This window comes from Polaromonas sp. A23, from assembly GCF_002001015.1.
GTDB lineage: Bacteria > Pseudomonadota > Gammaproteobacteria > Burkholderiales > Burkholderiaceae_C > Polaromonas.
This window is the reverse complement of sequence record NZ_MUNO01000021.1, coordinates 1-17850: the sequence shown is the minus strand read 5'-3', so window position 1 is coordinate 17850 and position 17850 is coordinate 1. Positions and strand designations below refer to the sequence as shown.

The 17850-nt window shown below is 59.1% G+C and carries 25 protein-coding genes and 1 pseudogene; 9 read left to right on the top strand and 17 right to left on the bottom strand.

Annotated features, from left to right (window positions below; translation table 11 throughout):
* Nucleotides 1-94: 94 nt before the first annotated feature.
* The 6 genes from B0B52_RS11210 (at nucleotide 95) to B0B52_RS11185 (ending at nucleotide 3468) form a co-directional block, all read left to right on the top strand.
* On the top strand, nucleotides 95-562 hold the full coding sequence (locus B0B52_RS11210) for a DUF2147 domain-containing protein (protein ID WP_077593730.1): 468 nt from the start codon (nucleotides 95-97) through the stop codon (nucleotides 560-562).
* A gap of 14 nt (nucleotides 563-576) precedes the next feature.
* Complete coding sequence (locus B0B52_RS11205; RefSeq protein ID WP_077593729.1) at nucleotides 577-1278, top strand: cytochrome c biogenesis CcdA family protein; 702 nt, start codon at nucleotides 577-579, stop codon at nucleotides 1276-1278.
* A gap of 1 nt (nucleotide 1279) precedes the next feature.
* Entirely contained in the window at nucleotides 1280-1894 is a 615-nt protein-coding gene (locus B0B52_RS11200) for a thioredoxin family protein (protein ID WP_077593728.1), read from the top strand.
* A gap of 284 nt (nucleotides 1895-2178) precedes the next feature.
* Complete coding sequence (locus B0B52_RS11195) at nucleotides 2179-2688, top strand: DinB family protein (protein ID WP_077593727.1); 510 nt, start codon at nucleotides 2179-2181, stop codon at nucleotides 2686-2688.
* 82 nt (nucleotides 2689-2770) lie between these two features.
* The gene (locus tag B0B52_RS11190; protein ID WP_077593726.1) at nucleotides 2771-2983 is read left to right on the top strand and encodes a DUF1737 domain-containing protein; all 213 of its coding nucleotides are present in this window, start codon (nucleotides 2771-2773) and stop codon (nucleotides 2981-2983) included.
* The gene (locus tag B0B52_RS11185) at nucleotides 2980-3468 is read left to right on the top strand and encodes a DinB family protein (protein WP_077593725.1); all 489 of its coding nucleotides are present in this window, start codon (nucleotides 2980-2982) and stop codon (nucleotides 3466-3468) included. The genes B0B52_RS11190 and B0B52_RS11185 overlap by 4 nt, the downstream gene beginning before the upstream one ends.
* A gap of 218 nt (nucleotides 3469-3686) precedes the next feature.
* Here the strand turns inward: B0B52_RS11185 and B0B52_RS11180 are convergent, their stop codons facing one another.
* The 3 genes from B0B52_RS11180 to B0B52_RS11170 all read right to left on the bottom strand — a co-directional run bounded on the left by B0B52_RS11180 (nucleotide 3687) and on the right by B0B52_RS11170 (nucleotide 8708).
* Entirely contained in the window at nucleotides 3687-6470 is a 2784-nt protein-coding gene (locus tag B0B52_RS11180) for a DAHL domain-containing protein (protein WP_077593724.1), read from the bottom strand.
* Between the two features lie 29 nt (nucleotides 6471-6499).
* A complete protein-coding gene (locus B0B52_RS11175) occupies nucleotides 6500-7465 on the bottom strand; it encodes a cytochrome-c peroxidase (protein WP_254425692.1) in 966 nt (321 codons plus the stop codon).
* Nucleotides 7466-8003: 538 nt separating this feature from the next.
* Nucleotides 8004-8708, bottom strand: a complete 705-nt coding sequence (locus B0B52_RS11170; protein ID WP_077593723.1) for a DUF4197 domain-containing protein — start codon at nucleotides 8706-8708, stop codon at nucleotides 8004-8006.
* Between the two features lie 16 nt (nucleotides 8709-8724).
* Here B0B52_RS11170 and B0B52_RS11165 point away from each other — a divergent pair, with 16 nt between their 5' ends.
* On the top strand, nucleotides 8725-9237 hold the full coding sequence (locus B0B52_RS11165) for a TlpA disulfide reductase family protein (RefSeq protein ID WP_077593750.1): 513 nt from the start codon (nucleotides 8725-8727) through the stop codon (nucleotides 9235-9237).
* Between the two features lie 207 nt (nucleotides 9238-9444).
* On the opposite strand, the gene B0B52_RS11160 is transcribed toward B0B52_RS11165, so the two are convergent.
* Complete coding sequence (locus tag B0B52_RS11160; protein WP_077593722.1) at nucleotides 9445-9897, bottom strand: cytochrome c; 453 nt, start codon at nucleotides 9895-9897, stop codon at nucleotides 9445-9447.
* 216 nt (nucleotides 9898-10113) lie between these two features.
* On the opposite strand from B0B52_RS11160, the gene B0B52_RS11155 reads away from it, so the two are divergent.
* Nucleotides 10114-10794 (top strand): cytochrome b/b6 domain-containing protein, encoded by a 681-nt coding sequence (locus B0B52_RS11155; RefSeq protein ID WP_077593721.1) that lies wholly within the window; start codon nucleotides 10114-10116, stop codon nucleotides 10792-10794.
* Between the two features lie 78 nt (nucleotides 10795-10872).
* On the top strand, nucleotides 10873-11370 hold the full coding sequence (locus B0B52_RS11150) for a GNAT family N-acetyltransferase (RefSeq protein WP_077593720.1): 498 nt from the start codon (nucleotides 10873-10875) through the stop codon (nucleotides 11368-11370).
* A 163-nt stretch (nucleotides 11371-11533) separates the two neighbouring features.
* Here the strand turns inward: B0B52_RS11150 and B0B52_RS11145 are convergent, their stop codons facing one another.
* The 13 genes and pseudogenes from B0B52_RS11145 to B0B52_RS11085 form a co-directional block, all read right to left on the bottom strand.
* Entirely contained in the window at nucleotides 11534-12040 is a 507-nt protein-coding gene (locus tag B0B52_RS11145) for a peroxiredoxin (protein WP_077593719.1), read from the bottom strand.
* Nucleotides 12041-12238: 198 nt separating this feature from the next.
* The gene (gene rpsQ / locus B0B52_RS11140) at nucleotides 12239-12508 is read right to left on the bottom strand and encodes a 30S ribosomal protein S17 (RefSeq protein ID WP_077593718.1); all 270 of its coding nucleotides are present in this window, start codon (nucleotides 12506-12508) and stop codon (nucleotides 12239-12241) included.
* Entirely contained in the window at nucleotides 12508-12714 is a 207-nt protein-coding gene (gene rpmC / locus B0B52_RS11135; RefSeq protein ID WP_077593717.1) for a 50S ribosomal protein L29, read from the bottom strand. Before rpmC ends, rpsQ begins: the two co-directional genes overlap by 1 nt.
* A gap of 12 nt (nucleotides 12715-12726) precedes the next feature.
* Nucleotides 12727-13143 (bottom strand): 50S ribosomal protein L16, encoded by a 417-nt coding sequence (rplP, locus tag B0B52_RS11130; protein ID WP_077593716.1) that lies wholly within the window; start codon nucleotides 13141-13143, stop codon nucleotides 12727-12729.
* A 24-nt stretch (nucleotides 13144-13167) separates the two neighbouring features.
* Nucleotides 13168-14082 carry a 30S ribosomal protein S3 gene (rpsC, locus tag B0B52_RS11125; RefSeq protein WP_077593715.1) on the bottom strand — a complete coding sequence of 305 codons (915 nt, stop codon included), beginning with the start codon at nucleotides 14080-14082 and terminating at the stop codon, nucleotides 13168-13170.
* 15 nt (nucleotides 14083-14097) lie between these two features.
* A complete protein-coding gene (gene rplV, locus B0B52_RS11120) occupies nucleotides 14098-14427 on the bottom strand; it encodes a 50S ribosomal protein L22 (RefSeq protein ID WP_077593714.1) in 330 nt (109 codons plus the stop codon).
* A gap of 9 nt (nucleotides 14428-14436) precedes the next feature.
* The gene (rpsS, locus tag B0B52_RS11115; protein WP_077593713.1) at nucleotides 14437-14715 is read right to left on the bottom strand and encodes a 30S ribosomal protein S19; all 279 of its coding nucleotides are present in this window, start codon (nucleotides 14713-14715) and stop codon (nucleotides 14437-14439) included.
* 9 nt (nucleotides 14716-14724) lie between these two features.
* On the bottom strand, nucleotides 14725-15549 hold the full coding sequence (rplB, locus tag B0B52_RS11110) for a 50S ribosomal protein L2 (RefSeq protein ID WP_077593712.1): 825 nt from the start codon (nucleotides 15547-15549) through the stop codon (nucleotides 14725-14727).
* A gap of 2 nt (nucleotides 15550-15551) precedes the next feature.
* Complete coding sequence (gene rplW / locus B0B52_RS11105; RefSeq protein ID WP_077593711.1) at nucleotides 15552-15878, bottom strand: 50S ribosomal protein L23; 327 nt, start codon at nucleotides 15876-15878, stop codon at nucleotides 15552-15554.
* Nucleotides 15875-16495, bottom strand: a complete 621-nt coding sequence (rplD, locus tag B0B52_RS11100) for a 50S ribosomal protein L4 (protein ID WP_077593710.1) — start codon at nucleotides 16493-16495, stop codon at nucleotides 15875-15877. Before rplD ends, rplW begins: the two co-directional genes overlap by 4 nt.
* On the bottom strand, nucleotides 16495-17178 hold the full coding sequence (rplC, locus tag B0B52_RS11095) for a 50S ribosomal protein L3 (RefSeq protein ID WP_077593709.1): 684 nt from the start codon (nucleotides 17176-17178) through the stop codon (nucleotides 16495-16497). Before rplC ends, rplD begins: the two co-directional genes overlap by 1 nt.
* Before the next feature lie 205 nt (nucleotides 17179-17383).
* Nucleotides 17384-17698, bottom strand: a complete 315-nt coding sequence (rpsJ, locus tag B0B52_RS11090) for a 30S ribosomal protein S10 (protein WP_007838118.1) — start codon at nucleotides 17696-17698, stop codon at nucleotides 17384-17386.
* Between the two features lie 25 nt (nucleotides 17699-17723).
* Nucleotides 17724-17850, bottom strand: a pseudogene (locus B0B52_RS11085) (elongation factor Tu); the annotation flags it as partial.

Below are 17850 nucleotides of genomic sequence, written 5' to 3'. Positions count from 1 at the left end.
GGACAAGACGGCTTACAAAAAGGCCGCACATGAACACATGACGGATACAGCCCGGCGATGTAATGGGTTTCCCGCAACTCACAGGAAGCATTCCATGAAACGCCTGCATATCTCCACCCCATTGTTCAGGGCCGCGACGGCTGCCCTGCTTGCCGCCGCCGTGTGGCCCGCTGGCGCCGCGCCGGACACGGCACCCAGCGGCATCTGGGTCACCGAAACCGGCAACCTGGAGGTTCAGCTGGCCCCGTGCGGCCCCGCCATCTGCGGCACGGTGGTCAAGGTGCTGGCCAACCGCTCGATGAGCGGGCCCGGCGCCGAGATGGTGCCGGCCGACCCGCGCCCGGCCCTGGGCATGACGCTGCTGACGGACTTCAAACCCTCGGGCGAGGGAGAATGGAAGGGCCAGATCTACAACCGCGAAAACGGCAAGACCTACAGCGCGCTGATGACGCACCCCGCGCCGGACCAATTGGTGATTCGCGGCTATGTGGGCCTGCCGCTGTTCGGCAAGACGCAGGTCTGGCGGCGCAGCACCGACGCTGCCACCAGCGCACAGAAATAAGGATAAGGCCCGCCATGATCAACCCCCTGCTGGCCTTTCTGGCCGGACTGCTCACCATTGCAGCGCCTTGCGTGCTGCCCATGCTGCCGGTGGTGCTGGGCGCCTCCATCGGCCAGCGCGACCGCAGCCGGCCGGTATTTATTGCGCTGGGCTTTTCGCTGGCCTTCACCGCTGCGGCGCTGCTGTTCACCACCTTCTCGCATGTGCTGGGCCTGACACAGGACACCCTGCGGCAGGCGGCGATTGTGATGTTGCTGGTGTTCGGCACGCTGATGATCTGGCCCAAGCCTTTTGCGTGGCTCAGCATGCACATGAACGGCCTGCTCAATCGCATGAACGCGGTGGGCGACCGTGCCGGCAGCGGCAAGCTGGGTGGCCTGCTGCTGGGCCTGAGCCTGGGCGCGGTGTGGACGCCCTGCGCCGGGCCGGTGCTCGGCTCCATCCTGACACTGGTGGCCACCACGCCTGAGCCGGCGCAGGCGGCGCTGCTGCTGGGCTGCTATTCGCTGGGCGCCGCGCTGCCGATGCTGGGCATTGCCTACGGCGGCCAATACGCGTCAGTGCGGGTGCGCGAGCTGGCCCGGCATGCGCACCGACTGCAGCAGGGCTTTGGCGTGGTGGTGGTGCTGACGGCGCTGGCCATGCACTTTCAGTACGACAGCGTGGTGGCTGTCTGGCTTTCCGATTTCTACCCTTCGATCCAAACAGGACTCTGACATGACCCCTCTTACTTCCCTTGCCTCTTCGGCTGATTCACATCCTTCCGAGCACGGCATCGAGCGCCGCGCCTTTCTGGCCACACTGCTTGCGCTGTCGGCCGGCCAGGTGCCTGGCGTTGCCAATGCAGCCCCCAGCTTTTACGACCACGGTAACGCGCCGGAGTTTGCGGGCATCGACCAATGGCTGAACTCCCCGCCGCTGACGATGGCCGGCCTGCGCGGCAAGGTGGTGCTGATCGACTTCTGGACCTACGCCTGCGTCAACTGCCTGCGCACGCTGCCCTACGTCAACCGCTGGGCCAGGCTTTACCGCCAGCAGGGGCTGGTGGCGGTGGGGGTGCACACGCCCGAGTTTCCCTTTGAGCGCTCGACCTCGAACCTGCAAACGGCCATGCAGCGCTTCGGCGTGAAGCACCCGGTGGCGCAAGACAACAGCTACCGCACGTGGAAAGCCTACGACAACAAGTATTGGCCGGCCACCTACCTGGTGGATGCCAATGGGCGCATCCAGTACCGGCACTTCGGCGAAGGGAATTATGAGGAAACCGAAGCGGCGATACGGGTGCTGCTTGCCGCTCTTGCTCCCTCGCCCTCTGGGAGAGGGTTGGGGTGAGGGCCGGCAAGCCACAACATGCGATAGCTCTATGCACAGATCGCCAGCCCCTCACCCCGCCCTCTCCCAGGGGAGAGGGAGTAAAACCAGCCCCGACAAACTGAGTAGTTACGTTTCTTGATGTCAAAACAGGCGCCGGCCCTTATTTTTCGTGCCCCAACAGCTATTAAAAACATAGCGACTGCAGCGCATGAACAGGCTTGAAAATCACGCCGACAAAGAAAGCTATAAATGGGCTTGCGCCCCTCTTCCCCTGTTTTGTTTGCCGACTGCCGGAGCACCCCATGTCTGCCCTCAGAAACATCCGCATGCTGACGCGTTACACCGCCTGGGCCAACACGCGCCTCTTCGAAGCCATGGCCAGCCTGCCCGAAGGCCAGGCCACGGCGCCGCGCCCCACCGGCTTTGGCAACATGGTGAACACACTGAACCACGCCTACGTCGTCGACCTCATCTGGAAAGCGCACCTGGAAGGCAAGCCGCACGGCTTTAGCGCGCGCAACACCGAGACGCAGCCGGAGCTGGAAACCCTGCGCGAAGCCCAAATGCAAGTTGACCGCTGGTATGTCGCCTGCGCCGATGGCCTGTCGGAAGCAGCCCACGATGAAGTTATTCATTTCCGGTTTGTGGACGGCGGCGGTGGCGCGATGACACGCGGGGACATGCTGCTTCATGTGGTCAACCACAAGACCTACCACCGCGGCTACGTGGCCGACATGTTTTACCAGACCTCTTCGCGGCCACCGACCATGGACCTGCCCGTGTTTCTGCGGGATAGTGCCTCGGCTTTCTGAACGCTGCCTGCCGCGCCGCAGCGCTGCAGCTTTGGGCCGGACACGGTAATATCCCCCTCCGCTCATTCAGCCCATTCCAGCCATGACATCGTCTGCCACGACACCGCCTGACGGCCTCCCGACTTACCGGCTCCTCACCGGCCCTGACGATGCCAGCTTTTGCCGTCGGGTCAGTGAAGCCATTGCGCTGGGTTACCGGCTTTACGGTTCTCCTGCGGCCACCTTCAATGGTGAGAACGTGATCGTTGCGCAGGCGCTGATCTGGCCGTCCATTCAAGACACATGCCACCCATGAACCCGGCAACCCTTCAGGCACTGGCCGAATTTCCGCGCCAGCTTGCGCATTTTTATGAAGCCGTTCCAGAGACCTACCGCAACTGGTGCCCGCCTTCCTGGGAAGGCATTCCCAGCGAAACTTTTTCGGCCATCGGGCAGATCTGCCATGTCCGGGACATCGAGATTGACGGTTATCACGTTCGCCTTGAGCGCACGCTTGCCGAAGACACCCCGGTTCTCGAATCGCTCGATGGGTACCTGCTGGCAACGCAGCGCGACTACCAGGCCGCCAACGCGACGGAAGTGTTGTCTGCCTTTGGCGCGGCACGCGCCAAGACCATGCAGATCGTTTCAGCCCTGAGGCCAGCCGATCTGGAACGGCGGGCGGTGTTTGAGGGCTACGGCGAGCTCACCCTGCGCAGCCTGGTGCATTACCTGTGCAGCCACGACCAGCAACACCTGGCCGGCTTGCAGTGGCTGCTTGGAAAAATCGACGCGCAGTAGGCCCCCACGCTCCCCCCACTGCGTGTGGGTCGCTGCCCCCCCGAGGGGGCCGCTGCGCCTGCGGCCCGGGCTGGGTTTAAGAGTCCCTTGGGACACAACCGCGGTGGGGTATTTCACCAGCGGGGGCCGCGGGGCTGGCTTTGCCAGACCGCAGGCGCCGCCCCCGGGAAGGGGGGAACAGGCTACACGCCAGTGAGTCTGGACGGGGGTGAGCTTGTTCAGGCGCTGAGGGGTGGGTGAATGGTGCCCCACCGGCTTTCGTCGAGCACGCGCTGCAGGGTGCGGATCAGCTCCTCGTTGGAGGTATGTGCTTTCACCAGCACCGCCTCTGCGCGCTGCCTGTCCTGAGCACTCACGTCGCGTGCAGAAAAAACGACCACTGGCGGCGCAATATCCAGCGCTTCAATGGTGCTTAGAAGCTCCCAGCCCGATCCGTCTTTGAGGGTGAGGTCGAGCAGCACCAGGTCGTAATGGCGGCGGCCTAACTGGTCGCGGGCTTCCTGCAGGGTGGCTGCAAATTCAAAAGTCGCAAAGTCCTGGGCAATGGCGGCGGCGATGCGCTGGATGTCCAGGTCGTCTTCGACATGCAGAATGCGCGGCTTGCCTTCGGCCATGTTGGCAATGGCGCGCTGCAAGCTGAGGATCAGCAGATTTTCGTCGATAGGTTTTTCCAGCCAGGTTGAAACCGCCAGCGGCTGGGTGTTGAATTCCAGTTGGCCTTGCTCGGCGTTGGCCGACACCACCACAATGGGCAGGTCCCGTGTGGCGTCTTCGCGGCGCAGCGCACGGATCAGGCTCACGCCGTCCTGGTCGGGCAAATTCAAATCGACCGTCATGGCGGCATAGGGCCGGCACAGCACCTGCTCCAGCGCCTCTTCGGCGCTGTGCACCATGTCGGAAGCGAAGCCGCCTTTGTCCAGCATCAGGTTGATCAGGCGGGCGATATCGGGGTCGTCTTCGCAAACCAGAATCAGCGGTCTTGCCGACGCGCCAGCCCCCACCCTGTCGTGAACCGGCAAAGGAACAACTTCGGGCAGCTCAAAGAAGAACACGGTGCCCACGCCGGTCTCGGTGGTGAACCCCATGCTGCCTCCCATGCGCTCCACGATGGCTCGGGAGATGTTCAGCCCCAGGCCAGTGCCGCCTTTTTGCCGGGTGTCGGAGGTGTCGGCTTGCGAAAATTTCTGGAAGATGCGTTTGCGAAATTCTTCGGGAATGCCCGGGCCGCTGTCGGCAACCTCCACCCGCACGCGCCCTTCGCTGCACAGCAACCGGATGTGCACGTACGACTGGGGCGGTGAAAACTTCACGGCATTGGACAGCAGGTTGGTGACAACCTGAATGAGCCGGTCGCTGTCGACGCTGACTCTTACCACTTCTGCCGGGGCATCAAGCGCCAGCTTGACGTTGTGCTGGCCGGCAAAGCCTTCATTGGCTGTCAGTGCCTGCGCCAGCAGGGCTTGCAGTTCGACCTGCTGCAGCTCAAAACGCATCTTGCCGGACTCGATTTTCTCGCTGTCAAGAATGTCGTTGATGAGCCTGATCAGCCGTTCGCAGTTGTTGGTGGCAATGCCAACCAGGTTCTTGGCCATGGCCGGTAGCTCCCCGGCAACGCCACCGACAATCAGGCCCAGCGAGCCGCGGATGGAGGTGAGCGGCGTGCGCAGCTCGTGGCTGACGGTGGAGACGAACTCGCTCTTCATGCGGTCAACGCGTTTGAGTTCGGTCACATCGGTGCCCAGTGAGAAAAAGCCTTCCACCATGCCTTCATTCTCGTCTTCACCGTAACGCGGAAAGTACTGCATGAAGTAGTCGCGCAACTGGCCGTCCGCGGTTTGCTGCACGCGGTCGTACTGCACCGCGTAGCCGGCCAGGGCTTCTTCAATCTTGCTGCGCTCTTTCTCGTAGAGTTCATCACCCATCATCTCGCGCATGGTCTTCCCGCGAATTTCATCGCGCTTCAATCCAAAGCGTTCTTCATAAGCCAGGTTGTGAAACTGAAAGCGCTGGTCAGCGTCAATGTAGGCAATCAGGGCCGGAACGGCGTCGGTAATCTGGTGCAACTGTGACTCGCTGGCGTTCAGCGCCTTGGTGCGCTCCTGTACGCGCTGTTCCAGATTTTCATTCGAGCTGTGGAGCTCCTGGTTGACACGCGTGATGACGGAGTGGCTGCGAATCAGACGAACCGCTGCATACAGGAGCAGCGCCACCAGCACCACCGAGAAGATCAACAGGTACTGGCGATACTGCTCGCCCTGCGCGCCTGCGCGCTGGTGTTCAACCGTCAACGCATGGTCGATCGCTTCGATCAGGGTTGCTGTCGGTACCGCTGCAATGCTGACGACAAGTTCATTGACAACCTTCTGCTCGCGCAGGATGGTGCGGACATGCGCGTTGAAAATAGTCAAACGGTCCCGGACATCCGCGGGAACAAGATTCATGCCGGCCTCAAGCCGGCTCAGTTCACCCTGAATTTCAGCGTTCCTGTCGCCGGAGGGGCTCTGGCTGTACAGCATGCTCGCGAGCAGCAGACTGTTCACGCTGACCGCGGCTTGCCTGGATGCCGGCTTCACGCCGGCAGAGCCTGACCCGAGCGACCGCTGCACATCTTCTGCCGCTGTTGGTAGAAAGACCAGCGAGTTGCGCAGCACCGAATTGTTCGATTTGAATTGCTCAATCAGGACGCCCTTTTCCTGAATGGCACGCTGCAGCGCCGTGCGGCTTTCCGCCAATCCGGCGGCTCCGGCGTGTTCCTGAGCCTCCAGGTTTGCTTCAAGTTCTTCCAGCAGCCGGCTTACCTCGCCCTGGATATCGGCCAAAGCGTCGTAGTGCCTGTTGATGCCGATCCTGGACTTCAGCACGTCCAGCTCCCACTGGGCGTCCAGCTGCTTGACATGGCGCAGCAGGGCGACGTTCTCGAAATAACCCGACTCCCCCAAACGCTGCGTTTTGGCATAGAGAAAAGCCAGCGCGGACAGCAACGCGATGGTCGCAAGTGTCATCGTCAACCAGGGAAGTCGATGGGACGCTTTCACGGTTTGACGTCCAGTTGACCAGTCAGCGTGTTGAGGAATTTGATGATGGACTCCTTGTCCTCTTTGGAAGCAACGCGGCCCAGTTGATACCGGAACATGATGTCGACGGCTTCTTCCAGCGTCTTGGCCGAAGCATCATGGAAGTAGGGAGCGGTAAGCACGATGTTGCGCAAGCTTGGCACTTTGAAGACATGTTTGTCGCTTTCCACCTTGGTGACAAGGTACCGGCCAAGATCGGCCTCCGTCGGATTGCCGCGCTTTGCGAAATAGTCGCCCATGACACCGAACTTCTGGAACATGTTGCCGCCTACGTTCACGCCCTGGTGGCAGGCGACGCACCCGTACTGCTTGAACTTCGCATAGCCGGTTTTTTCCGCTGCGGTAATGGCATTGGGGTCACCCCGCAAATATTTGTCGAAGCGGGAATTAGGCGTGATCAAAGTCCGCTCAAAAGTGGCGAGGGCATTCTGGATGTTCGCCTTGGTGACGCCATCTTTGTAGGCAGCGGAAAATTCGCTCTTGTACTTTGCGTCCTGCGACACCTTTTTAACGACATCTTCCCAGGTGGAACCCATCTCAATCGGGTTCTGCATGACATGGTCGACCTGCCCTTCCAGCGAATCGGCTCGGCCGTTCCAGAATTGCTTGAAATTGAGCGCGGCGTTGAACACGGTGGGCGCGTTGACACCGGTGAGCCCGCCATGGAGCCCCACCGAACGATCGCGCCCGTCACCACCGCCGCTGGTGAGGTTGTGACAGCTGGCGCACGACACGCGGCCATTGCCGGACAAACGCGTATCGCTGAACAGCCGGCGCCCTATTTCGGCCCGGGCCGGGTCTTGCTTCAGGGTCAGCGGAACGGGTTGGATGGGCTCATCGAGCAGAGGGGCGGCCATGGCCGCATGGGAGGCCAAGGCCACCACCGCAGCCAATCCGAATCTCAGTAGGCAGTTCGGATTCACGATTGCCCTTTCTGCTGATGGATTCGCGTGCGAACACCCAGGCCAAATAGGTTTGATGCTCTTGCTTGCATGGCGCTGCTCCTTGACCTCGCGAGTTTCAAGCTCATCAGATCACATTTGTTGACCAGTCTGTTAGGGCATTTCCCGCTTGGTCATATTTACCACTTTCGTGTAAAAAAATCACAGGCACTGAAGATAAATGCGAAGTCCGGATCAAGTGCCTGTCCGTATCGCACCACAAACCGAAAGGCGCATGTCGACGGTGTTTCCGGATACTCCCCGGTTATCGAAGGTCTCACCCGGTGACTGCCGAACGGATGAAAATTTCGGGCTGATCCATGCCCTGCGTGGCGCGAACATGGATGCCACAGAGCCCCGGCGGAGCGGGCCGGGGGCTCTCCAAAATCACGTCCGGCAGGAAATCAGTGGAGAAAATGGCATTTTCTCCTTATGTGACGGGAATAGTTTGCTACCAAATATGCAGCGATCTATCGATTCATTGGGGCCCTGCCGGAATTTGCCTTCCGCCGAAAGCTCCCTACTTCATCGCCCCAAACACTTTCTTCAAAATCGCGCTCCCCGTTCCCACGGGGTCTTGCCGAATTTTCTTTTCTTCTTCGCCGATGATGAGATAAAGCCCGTCCAGCGTCTTGCCGGTGACGTATTGCTGGATGTTGGCATCTTCCTTCTTAACCAGGCCAAACCCGGCGGCCTTGCCCGCGACTTCGTTGTATTTGTTGGCCAGGCCAACCTTGGCCGTGGCCTTGGTGACTACGGGCAGGAATTTCACGCCGAGCGGCGACCGGGTTTTTTCGGCGAAGAAGTTGGTCACCGAGGTTTCGCCACCCTGCAGTATATTTTTGGCGTCGTTCACATTCATGGACCGCACGGCGCTGACCAGCAGGTCTTTGCCCATGGGCACGGCGGCTTCGGCGGCGCGGTTGATGGAGGTCACAAGCTCGTCGATGCGTTTGCCCTGACCGAAGTTTCTCAGCAATTTCGACGCATCTTCGAAGTATCCGGGCAAAGGAATGCGAACTTTTGGGTTGCCAAGGAATCCATCTGTCTTGCCGAGCAGGGCCACGGCGGCCAAAGCGCCTTTTTCGAGGGCGGTTTTCAGGCCGCTGCCGGCCTCGGCATTGGTCAGGTCGCCGAGCGAAAGCGCTTGGGCCTGCTGGTATGTGGCCATGATCAGCAAACCCAACGCACTGATGCCGGCCTGGTTAAAATTTCGACGTTGCATGATGAAAGCCTTCAGGATGAGTTCAGTTTCAAGCGCAGTATGCCGCATCGCCCTGGTTTCAGCGCTGGCGCTGGGCACACTTGCCGGCTTGGCGGGTTGCGGCGGCGCGCAGATGGCCCCCGAGTCGACCTTTGTGCTGCTTGATGGCAGCAAGAAGACGACAAGCGACCTCAAAGGCAAGGTGACACTGGTCAACTTCTGGGCGACAAGCTGCGTCACCTGCGTGGCCGAGATGCCCAAGATCATTTCGACCTACAACAAGTACCAGGGCCAGGGTTACGACACACTGGCCGTGGCCATGAGCTACGACCCGCCGAGCTATGTCGTCAATTACGCTGAAACACGCAAGCTGCCTTTCAAGGTTGCCATCGACAACACCGGCACCGTCGCCAAGGCCTGGGGCGATGTTCAACTCACACCGACCACCTATGTGGTCAACAAGCGCGGCGAGATCGTCAAACAGTATGTGGGTGAGCCTGATTTTGCAGCGCTGCACCTGCTGATTGAAAAGCTGTTGGCCGAAACCTGAAGCGTTTCGCCCAAAGAAAAAGCCGGTTCAAAAGAACCGGCTTTTTTGTTTCCCCCTTTAAGCAGGGGCCGCGGGACTGGCTTTGCCAGACCGCAGGCGCCGCCCCCTCGAGGGGGAAACAAGCTACACGAAGTGAGCTTGGATAGGGGTGAACCTATTACGCCTGAGGGGGAAAGGAAGCTACACGAAGTGAGCTTCAACAGGGGGCTACTGATTCCTGTATGCGTCGTGACAAGCCTTGCAAGTGCCGGCGGTTGCGGCAAAAGCGGTTTTCAGGCTGTCAAGGTTCCCGGTTTTGGCGGCGGCCGCGAGCTTGGCGGTTTCAGCCATCAGCTTTTCGTTGCCTTCCTTGAACTTGGCCTGCTCGGTCCAGATTTCAGGCTTGGCCTTGGTAGTGCCTTTGTCAGTGTTGGGACCAAAACCAGCCCAGGGAAGTTTGGCCATTTCAGCGACGATCTCGGCGTTGTCGGCTGCCACCTTGGCGTCGAAAGGAACGCGGCCTGCCTGCATGGCGCCGATACGTCCGAAATGTTGACCCATCACGAACAGCGCACTTTGGCGGTACTTGATCGCGTCTTCGGGTTTGGCAAACTGGGCGGAAGCTGGCGCGGACAAGGCGAGCAGGGCAGCTGCGGTGGCTATGCAGGCGAAAATTTTCATTTTTTTCCTCGTGGTTTTACTTGCTGATTGTTCTGACGATTGGCAGTACTTCCCGATAGACTGCCTTCCAATGAGCTCCGCCCTTGAAACAAAGTTCCTCTGGAACTTATGCACTAGGGTAAGCACCAAGTGAAAGGTCTGCCGGGCATTGATGCAATCGCACGAAACATACCATGGCCGCATGACCATCAAATCGCACAAAAAGAGGGAGTCCACATGAATTCACCCATCCACAAGGTTCGCGTCTGGGATTTGCCCACACGGATCTTCCACTGGGCCCTGGTCGCAGGCGTCATCGGGCTGGCGATCACCGGTACGGTGGGCGGCAATGCCATGGTCTGGCACTTTCGCTTCGGCTACTCGGTGTTGACCCTTCTGCTGTTTCGGGTGGTATGGGGTTTGGTAGGTGGGCGGTGGTCCCGTTTTGGTGCATTCATTTATTCGCCGCAGAGTGTCATCAACTACCTCAAGGGCCGAGGTAAACCGGAGCACGGCGTGGGCCACAGCCCCATAGGCGCAGGCTCGGTATTTGCCATGCTGGGTTTTCTGCTGGCCCAGGCCGGAACCGGCCTGTTCAGCGACGATGAAATTGCCTTCAGCGGGCCGCTCACGCGTTTTGTCTCGAACAGCGCGGTCAGCCTGGCGACCAACTACCACAAGAACATCGGCAAGTGGGTTCTCCTGGGCCTTGTCGTGCTGCACATCCTGGCCATCGTTTTCTATCTCTGGCGCAAACACAATCTGGTGCACGCCATGCTGCACGGCGACAAGCATCTGGTTACCGCCATGCCCGCTTCGCGGGACGACACGGTCTCCCGCCTGTCTGCACTGATAGTGCTGGGGGCCTGTGCGGCCGCAGTTTACTGGTTGAGCAGCCTGGCAGCGCCAGCCTTCTGAACAGGCTGTAACACCAAGCAGGCACGCCCCGGCCAGGTCGGGAAATAAATGCCGATACACTGGGTTCGGATTTCTGCCATGTCTGTCACCATTCCCACGATCGAGTTCATCACGCCGAGCACCCCGGCACAGCTGGCGGCTACCCGACTGGTCTTTCGCGAGTACGCCGAACAGCTTGGTGTTGACCTGTGTTTTCAAAATTTTGATGCCGAGCTGGACAGCTTGCCTGGCGACTATGCCCCGCCGCAGGGCTGCCTGCTTCTTGCCCTGGTGGACGGCGAAATAGCGGGATGCTGCGCCATGCGTCCACTGGATACGGTGGACTACCCGAACGCCTGTGAAATGAAACGCCTTTATGTGCGCAACGGATTTCGGCGCCTGGGCCTGGGGCGGCAGCTGGCCGAAGCAGTGCTCGATGCTGCGCGGGTTGCCGGCTATCGCAGTTTGCTGCTCGACACCCTCAACGACATGGAGGCCGCGCGCGCCTTGTACGAAGACCTGGGCTTCAAAAATATACCGCCTTACTACCATAACCCGATAGCTGGCGCTCACTACCTGAAGGTAGATCTTGAATAAAAGTGGCGCCTAGCCCTTATGATTCGGGCGTAAGCAGCTATTTTTTTGATAGCACCTTTGCAAACGATGGATGCACGCCCCCTTGGACAGGAATGGGCTCTGCGCGAAAAAAAACCGCCGTCTTGCGAGACAGCGGCTTTTTAGATGGAACCCGAGTGAGCGCTTACGCCTTGGCTTGGGCCAGCAATGTGGCGGCGTCGCTGACCTCGAATTTTCCAGGGCCTTCGACGTTCAAGGACGCGACCTTGCCGTCCTTGACCAGCATCGAGTAACGGTTGCTGCGCACACCCATGCCGCGCGCGGTCAGGTCCAGCGTCAAACCGGTGGCCTTGGCAAAGTCGGCACTGCCATCAGCCAGCATACGAACCTTGGTACCGGTTTTCTGGTCACGCGCCCAGGCGCCCATGACAAACGCGTCGTTGACACTGACGCACCAGATTTCGTCAACCCCGGCCGACTTGAGTTCATCAAACTTCTCGACATAGCCAGGCACATGTTTGGCGGAACAGGTCGGCGTGTAAGCGCCCGGCAATCCGAACAACGCAATGGTTTTGCCGGTCGAAGCCTTGGTGACATCGACAGGGTTGGGGCCGATGCTGCAGCCGTTGCCCTCAACTTCTGAAAATTCCATCAGCGTTGCCGGGGGAAGGGTGTCGCCTACTTTGATCATGGTGTCTCCTGGGGGTGAGTTTGAAGATGGGGTTTGAAAAGGTCAGGCGCCATTTTCAACGATTCCGGAAAAATCGTGCGCCAGCCGGACAAAGCCCCGAAGGACATCGCGGTGACTGACAAAGGGCGGCAGAAGCCGGAAACAAAAACGGCCCACATCGTGAGCCGTTTTTTGACTTGAGGTCTGGACCTGCAAGACTTAGACGATCGCAGCCTTTTCCAGCAACTTGGTCACAACCCAGTTCTTGGTCTTGGAAATCGGGCGGCTCTCGGTGATCTCGATCAGGTCGCCGGTCTTGTACTCACCCTTTTCGTCATGGGCGTGGTACTTGCTCGACAGGGACACGATCTTGCCGTAGAGCTCGTGCTTGACACGACGCTCGACCAGCACGGTCACTGTTTTCGCGCGCTTGTCGCTGACCACACGGCCAACCAGGGTGCGCTTGAGGGATTTTTTAGCTTCCGTCATTATTTCGCTCCTTGCTTGACGATGGTCTCGGCCAGAATGGTTTTGGCACGAGCGATGTCACGGCGCGCAGAACGCAGCGTGGCGGTGTTGGTGAGTTGTTGCGTGGCTTTTTGCATGCGCAGGCCAAAGTGGGCTTTTTGCAGCTCTTTGACTTCGTTTTGCAGGCTGGCAACGTCTTTTTGGCGCAATTCAGTAGATTTGGTCATGGTCATTTCCCCTTACTGGCCAATCATGCGGCTGACAAACGTGGTGCGCAGCGGCAGCTTGGCAGAAGCCAGGCGGAACGCTTCGCGGGCCAGTTCTTCAGGCACGCCAACGATTTCAAAGACGATCTTGCCGGGCTGGATTTCAGCCACGTAGTACTCTGGGTTACCCTTACCGTTACCCATACGCACTTCAGCAGGCTTTTGGGAAATCGGCTTGTCCGGGAAGACACGGATCCAGATACGGCCGCCACGTTTGACGTGACGGGAAATCGCACGGCGTGCGGCTTCAATTTGACGAGCAGTGAGACGACCGCGGTCGGTACACTTCAGACCGAAGTCACCGAACGCCACTGAGTTGCCTCGTGTGGCGATGCCGGTGTTGCGGCCTTTTTGCTCTTTGCGGTATTTTCTGCGAGCGGGTTGCAGCATTTGTATTCTCCGTAGTTAGACCGATTACTCGGTCTTGGCACCGTCAGCTGCTGCAGCTGGCGCGGCTTTGCGGACGCGCTTAACGGTGGTTTTCGGGGCATCGCTACCAGGGGTAGCTTCAGCCGGTTTGTCGCTGCCATCCGCAGGGGCCGTGTTCACGCCACCCACAGCGCCACGCGCAGGGCGGGCGGCACCACGAGGAGCAGGACGGTCGGTGCGGTCACCAGGACGTGCATCACGGCGGGGGCCGCGTGGCTTGCGTTCTTCGTCCGACGGAGCGGCATCCAGGCGGGCGCCAGGCGAATCGCCACGGCCCAGGGTGTCGCCCTTGTAGACCCAGACCTTGACGCCGATCACACCATAGGTGGTCTTGGCTTCAGAGGTGCCGTAGTCGATGTCGGCGCGCAGAGTGTGAAGGGGCACGCGACCTTCGCGGTACCACTCGCAACGAGCGATTTCAATGCCGTTGAGGCGGCCGGACGACATGATCTTGATGCCCAGGGCACCCAGACGCATGGCGTTTTGCATGGCGCGCTTCATCGCACGGCGGAACATGATACGTTTTTCAAGCTGCTGGGTGATGCTGTCAGCGATGAGCTTGGCATCAATTTCAGGCTTGCGAACTTCTTCGATGTTCACGGCGACCGGCACGCCCAGCTGGCGGCTCAGTTCTTTCTTGAGGTTCTCGATGTCCTCGCCTTTTTTGCCGATCACAACGCCCGGACGTGCCGAGTAAATTGTGATGCGGGCATTCTTGGCGGGGCGCTCGATCAGAACGCGCGACACTGCGGCGTTCTTCAGCTTGGCTTTCAGGTACTCGCGAACCTTGATGTCTTCCGCCAGCATGCCGGCGAAGTCTTTGTTGCTCGCGTACCAGCGGCTGGACCAGTTACGGCTGATGGCGAGGCGGAACCCGGTTGGGTTGATTTTTTGTCCCATATCCTGTCTGCCTTCTTAATTGCCAACCACAACGTACACATGGCACGTGGGCTTGCTGATACGGTTGCCGCGGCCCTTGGCGCGCGCCGAAAAACGCTTGAGCGTGGTGCCTTGCTCGACGTAGATGGTTTTCACCTTCAGTTCGTCGATGTCGGCGCCATCGTTGTGTTCTGCGTTGGCAATAGCCGACTCGACCACCTTCTTGATGATCCCCGCAGCTTTTTTCTGCGTGAAGTTCAGGATGTTGAGCGCTTGATCCACTTTTTTACCGCGGATCAGGTCAGCGACCAGACGGCCTTTGTCGACCGACAGACGAACGCCCCGGAGGGTTGCACGTGTTTCCATGGTCTTTCCTTACTTTCTCACAACTTTTTTGTCAGCCGGATGACCTTTGAAAGTCCGGGTGAGTGCGAACTCGCCCAGCTTGTGGCCAACCATTTGATCGGTGATGTAGACGGGGACGTGCTGCTTGCCGTTGTGCACGGCGATGGTCAGACCGATGAACTCGGGCAGGATCATGGAGCGGCGCGACCAGGTCTTGATCGGCTTTTTGTCTTTGTTGGTAACGGCTTTATCAGCCTTGGCTACCAGGTGCTGGTCGACAAAGGGACCTTTTTTGAGTGAACGTGTCATTTCCTGGCCTTACTTCTTGCGACGCGAAACAATCATCACTTGCGTGCGCTTGTTGTTGCGGGTGCGGTAGCCTTTGGTCAGGTTACCCCATGGATCGACAGGATGACGGCCTTCGCCGGTCTTGCCTTCGCCACCACCGTGTGGGTGATCCACCGGGTTCATGACGACACCGCGAACGGTTGGGCGGATACCCATCCAGCGCTTCACACCGGCCTTGCCGAGACGGCGCAGGCTGTGCTCTTCGTTGGCAACCTCGCCAATCGTGGCGCGGCATTCAACGTGGATCTTGCGCACTTCACCGGAGCGCATGCGCACCTGGGCGTAAATGCCTTCGCGAGCCAGCAGCGTCGCCGATGTGCCGGCCGAGCGTGCAATCTGCGCGCCCTTGCCGATTTGCATCTCGATGCAGTGAATCGTCGAGCCCACCGGAATGTTGCGGATCGGCAGGGTGTTGCCAACGCGGATCGGGGCTTCAGCACCGCTGACCAGCGTGGCGCCAACTTCAAGGCCGCGGGGGGCGATGATGTAAGCACGCTCGCCGTCGGCGTAGCAGATCAGCGCAATGTGGGCCGTGCGGTTGGGGTCGTACTCGATACGTTCGACCTTGGCCGGAATGGCGTCCTTGTTGCGCTTGAAGTCAACCACGCGGTAGTGGTGCTTGTGACCGCCGCCTTTGTGGCGTGTCGTGATGTGCCCGTTGTTGTTACGGCCAGCCTTCTGGAATTGTGGCTCCAGCAGCGGCGCGTAAGGCTCACCCTTGTGCAGGTGATCCCGGGAGATCTTCACCATCCCGCGCATGCCGGGAGAGGTGGGTTTCATTTTAATGACAGCCATGATTACGCAGCCTCCCCACCGATGTTCAGCTCTTGGCCAGGCTTCAGCGTCACATAGGCTTTACGGATGTTGTCCCGACGGCCAGTGGATTTGCCAAAACGCTTGGTTTTGCCTTTTTGGTTGAGTACAGAAACGGCCTTGACGTCTACCTTGAACATCAATTCCACAGCGGCCTTGATTTCAGGTTTGGTAGCGTCTTGCAGGACCTTGAACAGCACGGCGTTGGATTTGTCCGCGACCATGGTTGCCTTTTCAGACACGATGGGAGCGACCAGCACCTGCATCAGGCGGCCTTCGTCAAATTTTGGTTTGGTGTTCACGGCGCTCATGCAAACATCTCCTTGAGTTTGTCCATGGCGGCTTTGGTGACCAGAACCTTTTTGTAGTGAACCAGCGACAGCGGGTCCGCATAACGGGGTTCAACCACAAGAATGTTCACCAGATTGCGTGAAGCCAGGTACAGGTTTTCATCAACCTCGTCAGCGATGACCAGCACCGATTTGAGGTTCATGGCCTTGAACTTGTCGGCCAGGACTTTCGTCTTGGGCGAGTCCACGGTCAAAGAATCAACCACAGCCAGGCGGCCTTCACGGGCCAGCTGGGAGAAGATGGAGGCCATACCGGCGCGGTACATCTTCTTGTTGATTTTCTGCGTGAAGTTTTCGTCAGGCATGTTCGGGAAAATACGACCGCCTCCGCGCCACAGCGGGGAAGAAGTCATACCAGCGCGAGCGCGGCCAGTGCCCTTTTGTTTAAAAGGCTTCTTGGTTGAGTGCTTGACTTGCTCACGGTCTTTCTGGGCACGGGTTCCCTGGCGGGCATTGGCCTGGAAGGCCACGACCACCTGGTGAATCAGGCTTTCGTTGTATTCGCGACCAAACACGGTATCGGGCACGTCCACTTTGGACGAAGCCAGACCCTGGTCATTCAGGAGTTCGACCTGCATCAGTTCGCTCCTTTGGCAGCTGCTACTGGTTTGGCTTTGATCGCGGCACGAACCGTGACAAAACCGCCTTTGGAACCAGGCACAGCACCGCGGATCATCAGCAGTTGACGGGCTTCGTCAATGCGCACGATGTCGAGGTTTTGCGTGGTCTTGGTGACATCACCGAGGTGACCCGTCATGCGTTTACCTGGAAACACGCGACCGGGATCCTGCGCCATACCGATTGAGCCGGGAACGTTGTGCGAACGGCTGTTACCGTGCGACGCGCGCTGCGAGCTCATCTTGTGACGCTTGATGGTGCCGGCAAAGCCTTTACCAATGGAAGTACCCTGCACGTCCACCTTTTGGCCAACCGCAAACACTTCAGCGGCGGGCACAACTGCACCAGCGGCATATTTGCCTGCGACGTCAGCCGTCACGCGGAATTCTTTCAGGATTTCACCGGCTTCAACGCCTGCTTTCGCAAGGTGGCCAGCAGCCGGCTTGGTGATGCGCGACGCTTTGCGCGCACCAAATGCCACTTGAAGGGCATCGTAGCCGTCGTTTGCTTGGGTTTTCACCTGGGTCACGCGGTTGTTAGACACATCTACCACTGTGACAGGAACGGTATCCCCATCATCAGTGAACAGACGCATCATGCCCACCTTGCGGCCCAGCAACCCGAGGGAGTTGCTCAGACTCATGCTTTTTTCTCCGTAACTTCCACCGCTGCGACTTCAATTGGCCGCAGACGTTTTGATGTGAAAGACTGTTAATAAAACTATCCAACCCATGCAATGCATGTTCAGGATAGCCCAAGAGTATAGCGCGGACTTGCCGCATTGGCAAATCCGCGTTAAATCCTGGTTTTTTTGAGGCTTGGGCTTTCGCCAAAACCCCGATTTCTTCTTACTGCAGCTTGATTTCGACGTCCACACCGGCGGGCAAGTCGAGCTTCATCAACGCGTCAACGGTTTTGTCCGTCGGGTCAACGATGTCCATCAGGCGCTGGTGCGTACGGATTTCCAGCTGGTCGCGGCTCGTCTTGTTGACGTGGGGCGAACGCAGGATGTCAAAACGCTTCATGCGGGTCGGCAGGGGCACGGGGCCCTTGACAATCGCGCCGGTGCGCTTGGCGGTATCAACGATTTCAGCTGCCGACTGGTCGATCAGCTTGTAGTCAAACGCTTTGAGGCGAATGCGGATTTTTTGCTTGGTGGCCATGGTAATTCCTTAAGGTATTGCGGAATTACGCAATGATCTTGGCCACAACACCGGCGCCGACGGTCTTGCCGCCTTCGCGGATGGCGAAACGCAGACCTTCTTCCATGGCGATCGGGTTGATCAGCTTGACGGTGATCGACACGTTATCGCCT

Coding starts and splice junctions, on each gene's coding strand:
- B0B52_RS11210 (WP_077593730.1), top strand. CDS start 95: ATGAAACGCCTGCATATCTCCACCCCATTGTTCAGGGCCGCGACGGCT.
- B0B52_RS11205 (WP_077593729.1), top strand. CDS start 577: ATGATCAACCCCCTGCTGGCCTTTCTGGCCGGACTGCTCACCATTGCA.
- B0B52_RS11200 (WP_077593728.1), top strand. CDS start 1,280: ATGACCCCTCTTACTTCCCTTGCCTCTTCGGCTGATTCACATCCTTCC.
- B0B52_RS11195 (WP_077593727.1), top strand. CDS start 2,179: ATGTCTGCCCTCAGAAACATCCGCATGCTGACGCGTTACACCGCCTGG.
- B0B52_RS11190 (WP_077593726.1), top strand. CDS start 2,771: ATGACATCGTCTGCCACGACACCGCCTGACGGCCTCCCGACTTACCGG.
- B0B52_RS11185 (WP_077593725.1), top strand. CDS start 2,980: ATGAACCCGGCAACCCTTCAGGCACTGGCCGAATTTCCGCGCCAGCTT.
- B0B52_RS11180 (WP_077593724.1), bottom strand. CDS start 6,470: ATGACACTTGCGACCATCGCGTTGCTGTCCGCGCTGGCTTTTCTCTAT.
- B0B52_RS11170 (WP_077593723.1), bottom strand. CDS start 8,708: ATGCAACGTCGAAATTTTAACCAGGCCGGCATCAGTGCGTTGGGTTTG.
- B0B52_RS11165 (WP_077593750.1), top strand. CDS start 8,725: ATGAGTTCAGTTTCAAGCGCAGTATGCCGCATCGCCCTGGTTTCAGCG.
- B0B52_RS11160 (WP_077593722.1), bottom strand. CDS start 9,897: ATGAAAATTTTCGCCTGCATAGCCACCGCAGCTGCCCTGCTCGCCTTG.
- B0B52_RS11155 (WP_077593721.1), top strand. CDS start 10,114: ATGAATTCACCCATCCACAAGGTTCGCGTCTGGGATTTGCCCACACGG.
- B0B52_RS11150 (WP_077593720.1), top strand. CDS start 10,873: ATGTCTGTCACCATTCCCACGATCGAGTTCATCACGCCGAGCACCCCG.
- B0B52_RS11145 (WP_077593719.1), bottom strand. CDS start 12,040: ATGATCAAAGTAGGCGACACCCTTCCCCCGGCAACGCTGATGGAATTT.
- rpsQ (WP_077593718.1), bottom strand. CDS start 12,508: ATGACGGAAGCTAAAAAATCCCTCAAGCGCACCCTGGTTGGCCGTGTG.
- rpmC (WP_077593717.1), bottom strand. CDS start 12,714: ATGACCAAATCTACTGAATTGCGCCAAAAAGACGTTGCCAGCCTGCAA.
- rplP (WP_077593716.1), bottom strand. CDS start 13,143: ATGCTGCAACCCGCTCGCAGAAAATACCGCAAAGAGCAAAAAGGCCGC.
- rpsC (WP_077593715.1), bottom strand. CDS start 14,082: ATGGGACAAAAAATCAACCCAACCGGGTTCCGCCTCGCCATCAGCCGT.
- rplV (WP_077593714.1), bottom strand. CDS start 14,427: ATGGAAACACGTGCAACCCTCCGGGGCGTTCGTCTGTCGGTCGACAAA.
- rpsS (WP_077593713.1), bottom strand. CDS start 14,715: ATGACACGTTCACTCAAAAAAGGTCCCTTTGTCGACCAGCACCTGGTA.
- rplB (WP_077593712.1), bottom strand. CDS start 15,549: ATGGCTGTCATTAAAATGAAACCCACCTCTCCCGGCATGCGCGGGATG.
- rplW (WP_077593711.1), bottom strand. CDS start 15,878: ATGAGCGCCGTGAACACCAAACCAAAATTTGACGAAGGCCGCCTGATG.
- rplD (WP_077593710.1), bottom strand. CDS start 16,495: ATGCAGGTCGAACTCCTGAATGACCAGGGTCTGGCTTCGTCCAAAGTG.
- rplC (WP_077593709.1), bottom strand. CDS start 17,178: ATGAGTCTGAGCAACTCCCTCGGGTTGCTGGGCCGCAAGGTGGGCATG.
- rpsJ (WP_007838118.1), bottom strand. CDS start 17,698: ATGGCCACCAAGCAAAAAATCCGCATTCGCCTCAAAGCGTTTGACTAC.